Raw genomic sequence first — 8,343 nt, forward strand, 5'->3', positions numbered from 1 at the left:
ATTATTCAGTTATAAAACAAACCATGAAACCCTATTCCCCTGCTCCGAAGCTCCCTGCTCCCTATTCCCGATTCCCGATTCCCGATTCCCGATTCCCGATTCCCGATGCTTGACCTTGGCGAATTTAATTCGCCAAGGTCAAGCGCACCTGTGGAAACAATTCCAAATTAGAAGGCTATTCATTTTGAATTCAAAAATGGTCATCCCTTTAGATCGCCTTTGGCTCAATCCACTTTTTTGCTAGCATAGCCGCTCTTGAGTCGTTGTTTAATTAGCGAACGCGCCCCGCGTGACCATTCGCGTAGCGTGGCCTAAAGGCCAAGGTCAATCGCATTTTGCTGGCAATTTAGTTCTGGATTAGTTCATTGGGTATCGCCACTTTGATCACAACGGTTTCACCTTCGGCTTCCCAATGAGCGCTCGCCTCCACCTGGGAGTTTAGTTCTGGATTCATTGGTATTGCCACCTTGATCGCCACTTCTTCACCGACTTTTTGAGGAACACTAGGAGGTTTTACCCTAGGCTGAGCTACTAGTGAAATAGGTTTGAGCAGGGGTTGGAAGCTATTGTCCTCTTGGAAATCAGCAACAGTTTCCATCGCCTTTGGCGCTGGTGCTACCACAGCAATTCCACCATTGAGTTTGGTAAGGGTAGAGCTTGGTACCTCAGCGGAGCTAATGGTGCTGAGGTTTGGATTACGGTTAAACACAAATCTGGGCTGGAGCAAACTTTTTAATAAAAGCCACAGCAAGCTCAATTCTCCAGGGGTATCACAAGGTTTCCACTGACCCACACCACAAAACAGCATTTCAATTAAACACCTTGTCTGGGGTAAACTCATCTGCTGATTAAATCCTATTTGGAGAGTGGGAGTTTCACTCGTGAGGTCTGTGTGAGTAATCTTTCCTTGTAGTCGCAAGTTCTCCCCCATTATTTTCAGACTTACTTTGATATTATCTTTAAGGGAGATAGATAGCTTCTCGGTCAGCTTGATTTGAGCACCTACTTGGGAAATCAACTTAGTCATGCCCCAATAGGTTTGACCTCCTATATTTATTCGCACCACTTTACGTAAGTCAAACCATTCGTTAGTATCCGGATTAGGAGAATCCAAAAGGATTAGTAAGGCGATACTCAGCACCAGGAGATTGTAGCCACTCCAAATCCAAGCTAAGCTGATGCCTTGGGTAAGTTGGGCTGTTTCTAGGGATGGCAAACTGCTGACTGGTATCAATAATTCGCTCAGATTAAACCCAAAGCTAATTGCTGTAGCAACGAATACAATAATCAGCGGCGATGCTAACTGCCAGTTGTAATTAAAACTCTCCCTAGATATTCCTTTCGGGGTTACTTTAAATCCTCTCGAAAAAGGATTCAGCATTGTCTGCAACACCGTTAATCCAATCGGGAAACATGACACTACTGAATAAATATCTGACATGAAAGCGGAGCGAGAGCCGCAGTTTACCCAGGAGAATACAGAAAACTGTAGCAAATAGAAAGGAACTAAAAAACACAATACTTCCGTAGCTGTTGCTTTAAAGCAAATAATCCCGAAAAATGTATACGCTATGGGAACAATGAGAAAATAAATTCGTGACCAGCTAGTAAACCAATAAAGCAACCCATCTAAATGAACCAGTCTTTGCAGATGAGTAAGTCCAGGAATTCTTAATGGATTTGCGTCTAGAAAAAGTCCCTGTAAGGTACCTTGTGCCCATCTTAGCCGCTGAGATACATGACTTGCGATATTCTCTGCTGCCAAGCCAGCACTTAATTTTTCATCAAGGTAAATTAACTTATAGCCAAGAGCCGATAAACAAACCCCAGTATAGTAATCTTCAGCGATGGAATCGGTAAAAAAGCCACCAATACTTAAGAGTGCGCTGCGCCTGACCACAAAAGACGTGCCACAACACACAATACTATTTGTGCTATCCCGAATTGGTTGAATGTGTCGATAAAATAATTCTTCTTCTGCCGTCAGAATGTTTTCTAAACCTAAATTATAGGCAACCGGATCGGGATTATAGTAGCTTTGGGGAGTCTGAACTAGAGCGACTTCCTTATCCTTAAAGAAACCCACAGTCCGCTTGAGGAAGTTCCTAGTAGGAATAAAATCAGCATCAAATACAGCAATTAAATCCCCAGAGGTTTGAGGAAAGGCATTGTTTAAATTACCTGCTTTGGCATTAAGATTATTTGGTCGCGTAATATACTCGCAGCCTAGCTCAGCTGCAAGTCTTTTGATCTCAGGACGTCTAGTATCATCCAGAAGATAGATCGTTTTTATTGTATACTCTAAAGCTTGACAACCAATAATTGTTCGTCGTAGGATAGAGGGATGTTCATTATACGTAGGAATAAGTATGTCAACAGACGGGGTAAAACGACCACTAATAACCGATAATTCACCCCAATCAGCTTCCCGACTTCTATCTTTTATCTGGGACAAGAAAAACAGCTGAATGGTGCTACCAGCTAGCCTCAGTATTTCCGCTAGTAATAACCCCAAGCTAAAGACTCCATTGACCAGGGTATCCAGATTGAGGGTAAACAGCGATCGCCACAGCACATACTGAAGAGTCAGCAGTAGCAAAATCCCTACCACCACAAGCTGCCACTTAGAGCGAGTTTTTGTCATAATCCCTTAACTGTAATTCCAGTATTGTCATTAGTTCTTGGATCATTAGTTCTTGGCAGAAGACCCCTATTACAGCCGATTGGGTTGAGGGGAGGGGATTGCCATCACCTGTAGGTTCATAACTAGTTTAGGCTCATAACTCGCTTGTTAGCACGAGCTAATTCCTTAGCTTCCCTCACAAGCTAAGGGGTAGACCGTCGCTTCCACCGTTCTTTATCTTAATTAACATTTAACTTGCTGATTGTTCACTGTTGACCGTTAACCCTTGACAGTGAAGATTACTCTGGTGTCAACACAAAATCCGTTGCTTAAATTATTCTGCAGGTTAAAGGTGTATCTGCCTGTGACCATTAACCCAACTTAGTACAGTCTAATCCGACCTTGGACCCTACCTATGTTCCATAACTTTGACAGAGTCGCCCCTACCAAAGGGCTTTAAGGATGATGGAGCCACTGTATTGGCACTTTGACTGAGACTATGGGTCGATCACCAACAGACTCTTAACAAGCTTTAACCTAGCTTAATTTAACATAATACTTTGTTAACTGGCAGGGGACATCTCGGCTATTATTTCATCCTCTTGTCCAACCACCCAGTTAGCAAAGCGCTTGGCTAGGGGTGGCACAAATACCAGGGGGTTAGTAAAACTAGAAAATATATAAACTCCTTCCACACCACCGAAGGAACCAACCACTGGTAAACTAGTGTTGCTGAATGCTACTAAACAATGATGCCAGGTTCCTGGTAATTTCTCAAGAGCTGGTAGAATTTTACCCACTTGAGTACGAATTTCCGCTTCCCCTTTCTCTGGCGCTATAGTGGCGTAGGGGTCTGTCAGTACACGGCTGAGCTGACCCATCCGTAAACTGCCATCTAAAAACTGCACTGCACCTGCATCAAGAATCGGTGGTACTACCTCATGAGCAGGCTCATCCCACAAGTGTTGAACTGACTTAGTACTGGCTTGCTTTTCGAGTTGAAACCGTTTCGTATTTGCTGGAATAACCATGGTCTGCAGCTGGATGTCAACTCTGGGAGTTTCAATCATCTCCTCATGAGTGAAATACAAGTAGACAGGAATTCCGGAAGCTTTCAGTAAGGTGCGACTGAGTCCACCAGCACAGACAACCGTGTTAGCGGTGTGGTAGGTGGCTGCTACTGTTTTGACTGCCTTGATAGCATCTGAACTCCTTACCAGTTCCACCACACGACCAATTTGGATTTCCCCCCCACAACGGCGGAAAGCTTTCAGGTAACCTTGGGTAGTCTTTCCTGGATGGATATGCCCGTGACGGACAGTAAAAGCTCCTGCGATCGCATTTCGATTGAGTAATGGTTCAAGGGCACAAGCGTCAGCCACACTCACCCAAGTTGGGGGAGTAGCACAACGGGCATAATCGGCTGCCAATTCTTCAAAGTCATCCTTGAGGTCAATGGTCAGCAATAAGTCTAATTCCCGGAACTGGGTATCTGTTGCTAATTCCTCAGATAAAGTTTGATAAATTTCTCTAGCTTCCTGACATAGCACTCGAGTTAACCTTGATGTTCCTGACCAATAGGCAAGACCACCATAGCTATAGCGAGTTGCTCCCTCTAGGGTAGGATGTTGCTCCAAAATCAGAACAGTCAAACCTTGGCGACACAATTCGTACCCGAGTGCTGCTCCAGTAATGCCACCACCAACGACAATCCAGTCATATACTTTCATCGTATAGTCGCATATCGTATAGTCTAATTGGGTATTTAGCCCAAAACTGACTCAATTCTACTGATTAGGGGTGGCAGTAGCAGGGAACCGGCTACAAAAATAGCAGTTATCGCTGAGATCAGCACTGCACCAGCGGCACAATCTTTAGCAATTTTAGCCAGTTCATGGTATGTCTGTTTAACAGTTAGATCTACGACCGATTCAATAGCTGTATTTAACATCTCCATGGCCATGACTAGCCCAGTGGTTAGTCCAATCACAGCCAGTTCTACCAGGGGTATTTTTAAAAAAATGCCCAAGGTAATCGCTAGAATTCCAATGGCTGTATGGATGCGGAAGTTACGTTGGGTGAGAAAGGCATAGCGAACCCCAGCCCAAGCATATTTGAAGCTAATCATTAATGTCGGAGCAATTCGCCAAGCCAAATCTCGGTTAGGTTTGACTTTGGAGTCAGAGTATTGGGGTACTGGTATAGATAGTTCTTGAGTCATCGGCAAGGTATTAGACACGAAAAACTGAGTTTGATAAGATTCCGCCTTTGGTAACACCATTTCTTGGTTCAGGGATAAGTCTTGGGTATACCTTGATCTTTCCCATATGGGGTAGGAGGATTAACCTTTAGGGATATACTGGAAAGCACAGCAGACTTCTAGGAATCATTAGAAAGACCTACGCTCTGAAGTAGAGTCTCCTGTTGATCCAGCATTCTCAGTAGACTTTCTTCATCCGGATGATCCCATCCTAGAAGGTGAAGTAAACCATGGGTTGCCAGCCAGGCTAGTTCCGTAGATACAGAATGCCCGTGCTGTTTAGCCTGTTGAACAGCAGTATCTACCGAAATCACGATATCACCCAAGTATAGAGGCACTGATAATTGCTTTTGGGGTGATAACTTAGGAGAGTTTACCTCTAAAGCTGCAAAAGCAAGTACATCTGTAGGCTGATTTTTTTTTCGGTACTGGGAATTAAGTGCCTGAATTTCACTATTGTCAGTAAGGCGAAGACTCAATTCGTAGCTGTTCGCCTCCGGTAAATCCGGTTCGAGGGCAACTAGCCATTGGTCAAACCAGCTTTCCCAAGTGTGGAGGGAAATTGGGCTGCTGGATTGGTTAGTAATGGTTTCAGCGGAATGGGAGCGATTAAAGAAACAATCCTGTACACTCAATTCAAACTTCACACTCAGCGTCTCCAAAAGGCTTGGCTACCAGTAGGGTAACCTACTCCGATGACCTAGCCGATTGGCTAGGTCATCGGCTTCGTTAATCCTGGGTCTAGGACTATGCTTACTGTTCCCTTGATTTTGCTCTCTCGAAGCATAGAGCCATCAACAAGAGTAAGTTTAAATCACTTAACAAACTCTTTAGTTAACGGGTTAGGTAGGCAAGACCCACCAGTAAGGCCAATAAACCAGAAACGGTGAGGAAAAAGTGTCTCAGAGATTTACCTCCCTTACGCACCATATTGCGCATGGCTAACTTGGTGTAACTAGGCTTAGGTTCACTTGAACCGCTATCGGCTGGGGCTGTAGTTGTATCCAGACCTTGTTCTGGCTGTTGGGTTTGTGAAGGTGGGTTGCTCATCGAACACAAGTACTCTACGTCAGAATTTCTTTGCTGATTTTAATCTAACAGCATACTTAACAATTTTTACCACGAATTACCCAGAAACTCTAGCTGTAGCCTGCTTTATCAATGCACCCTAAACCTAAGGCGAGTTTGTTGCCAAATTTTGCCTAATTCCTGCTTACTTGAAACTTGACCACTGACTATTTATCAGTAATAATCAACCAACTTTGACAATCACTAATAACCAATCATTAGTGATTAGTTAGTGTAAGCATTCAGCAGTCAGCTATCAGCTAATGCGCTACAGATGGTGCTACTTGAGGTGCTAGCAGGCGTTTTAACTGAACGGGGTCGGATGAGTAAAACGAGCAGGGATTTTCAAGCAGCCGTAGCAGCACCCCCCAGCTTGTTTATTACCGACCGTTGATTAGCTGACGGCTGACGGCTGATAGCTGACTGCTTACTAGTTAGTTAACTGATTTTCTTGACGCAGATACGCTTCAATGAATAAGTCAAGATTACCATCAAGGACATCATTAACTGCTGTGGTTTCCACACTAGTGCGCAGGTCTTTCACCATCTGGTAAGGATGAAACACATAATTTCGAATTTGGTTTCCCCAAGCCGCTTCCACCATGTCCCCCCGAATTTCGGCAATTTCTTGAGCTCGTTGCTCCTCAGCAATCACGAGCAACTTAGCTTTCAGCAGTACTAAGGCTTTTTCTTTGTTTTGCAATTGAGAACGCTCCTGAGTACAGCGCACAGCCAGGCCGGTAGGAATATGGACAATCCGCACTGCAGTTTCTACCTTATTGACGTTTTGCCCTCCCTTACCACCTGCACGGGAGGTGGTAATTTCTAAATCCTTCTCGGGGATTTCCAGCTCAACGGTATTATCCACCGCAGGCATCACTTCTACTCCAGCAAAACTAGTCTGTCGCTTACCGTTAGCATTAAACGGGGAAATCCTCACCAGTCGATGAGTACCTTTCTCGGCTTTCAGGTAACCATAGGCGCGGAGTCCGTCAATTTCCAGAGTGGCAGACTTAATCCCAGCTTCATCTCCTGGGGAAAGTTCGGCTAGGTGGACTTTATAACCATGGTTCTCTGCCCAACGGGTGTACATCCGCAGTAATAGGTCAGCCCAATCTTGGGCATCAGTTCCACCAGCCCCCGCATTGATGGTGAGGACAGCACCTTTAGCGTCGTAGGTACCAGATAACAGCTGTTCCAACTCCCAGCGATCCAGTTCTTTATTCAGCTGAGTCAAGTTGGTTTGAGCTTCTGCAAGCAGTGCGTCATCGGTTTCTAGTTCTAGCAACTCCAAGATCGCTTTAGTGTCTTCCAAACTGGATTGCCACTGTTTATAGCGTTGGAGGTTAGATTTTAGGTCGTTGAGATGTTGAAGGGTTTGCTGAGCCGAGTTTTGGTCATCCCAAAAATCTGGTTGAGCTGCCAGCTGCTCTAAATCTTGAATTTTGGCCTTCAGAGCAGCAATGTCAAAGATAGTCCTGGGTTTTACCCAGGCGCTCCGACAAGATTTCGACTGCCCGTTTCTGCTCTACGGTTTCCATAATGCTTCCATCCTTTACAACACCATTATAACTACACCATGTAAATACACCAGGTAATCTTCTTGATTTTAACTATACATTTCAACTATAGTATACTAGTATACCGAGAATTTTTATGATGCGATCGCCATCTCAAATACCCTGGTCAAATTCCAATTTGAAAACGTAATTGTAAATATTATACCGATATTTTAATCGATGTAATATCCATTTTTAATCACAAGTTTAAAACGTAATTATATAATGTATAATTACGTTTTAAACCTTTTTAAGGGCTATAATATAACGTTTTTTATAAGAGGATATCTGAAAAGTTGTTTGATACTGAATTTTGCCCCCCTAGCCCCCCTAGCGAGCAATCCCTCGCTTGGGGGGAACAAGAATCCATTTGCTGGTAAAAGTCCCCCAAGCGAGCAATCCCTCGCTTGGGGGACCAACGGGGGCTTTGATGTAGCAAATGATACTTCTCAGACAACCTCTAATTTTATTGAAATCGTTTATGAACAATTACAATATTATTTTATAGGGAACTCGATTTGATTTACTCCACTAATCACGCTTCATAATACACAACAACTTGCTTCTTTCCTAGAACAGATAGATTATCAATATTTACCATAAACTTTACCATAAATAGCCCTCACTTTGGGTATTGGGATTTCCTTAGGGATTCAGAGTTCAGCAACATTTAGGTATAGCAGAAGTCAGAAGTCAGAAGTCAGAAGTCAGAAGTCAAACTCTTGCGCTTCTTGATGCAGTCGCTCATGGGGGAAACCCCCAAGACCGCGCTGCATCGCTTACAAAGGGTGTGAGACTTTTGTCATGTCCTAACTGCCCTGGCGACTGCTATA

6 protein-coding genes are annotated in these 8,343 nt (G+C 44.0%); all 6 read right to left on the reverse strand.

Annotated elements, in window-relative coordinates; all coding sequences use genetic code 11:
• Positions 1-346: 346 nt before the first annotated feature.
• Complete coding sequence (locus tag F6K37_RS26050) at positions 347-2,644, reverse strand: glycosyltransferase (RefSeq protein WP_008183342.1); 2,298 nt, start codon at positions 2,642-2,644, stop codon at positions 347-349.
• Between the two features lie 542 nt (positions 2,645-3,186).
• Positions 3,187-4,353 (reverse strand): NAD(P)/FAD-dependent oxidoreductase, encoded by a 1,167-nt coding sequence (locus F6K37_RS26055; RefSeq protein ID WP_008183344.1) that lies wholly within the window; start codon positions 4,351-4,353, stop codon positions 3,187-3,189.
• A 35-nt stretch (positions 4,354-4,388) separates the two neighbouring features.
• On the reverse strand, positions 4,389-4,904 hold the full coding sequence (locus F6K37_RS26060) for a diacylglycerol kinase (protein ID WP_008183348.1): 516 nt from the start codon (positions 4,902-4,904) through the stop codon (positions 4,389-4,391).
• A gap of 98 nt (positions 4,905-5,002) precedes the next feature.
• A complete protein-coding gene (gene ybeY, locus F6K37_RS26065; RefSeq protein ID WP_008183350.1) occupies positions 5,003-5,530 on the reverse strand; it encodes an rRNA maturation RNase YbeY in 528 nt (175 codons plus the stop codon).
• Positions 5,531-5,717: 187 nt separating this feature from the next.
• Complete coding sequence (locus tag F6K37_RS26070) at positions 5,718-5,933, reverse strand: DUF3285 domain-containing protein (RefSeq protein WP_008183353.1); 216 nt, start codon at positions 5,931-5,933, stop codon at positions 5,718-5,720.
• A 448-nt stretch (positions 5,934-6,381) separates the two neighbouring features.
• A protein-coding gene (gene prfB / locus F6K37_RS26075) for a peptide chain release factor 2 (protein ID WP_131826916.1) occupies positions 6,382-7,492 on the reverse strand; the annotation gives its coding sequence in 2 pieces (ribosomal slippage) (positions 6,382-7,419 and positions 7,421-7,492; 1,110 coding nt in all).
• Between the last annotated feature and the right edge of the window lie 851 nt (positions 7,493-8,343).

The sequence above is a fragment of the Moorena sp. SIO4E2 genome (genome assembly GCF_010671945.1).
In the GTDB taxonomy this organism is placed as follows: domain Bacteria; phylum Cyanobacteriota; class Cyanobacteriia; order Cyanobacteriales; family Coleofasciculaceae; genus Moorena; species Moorena producens.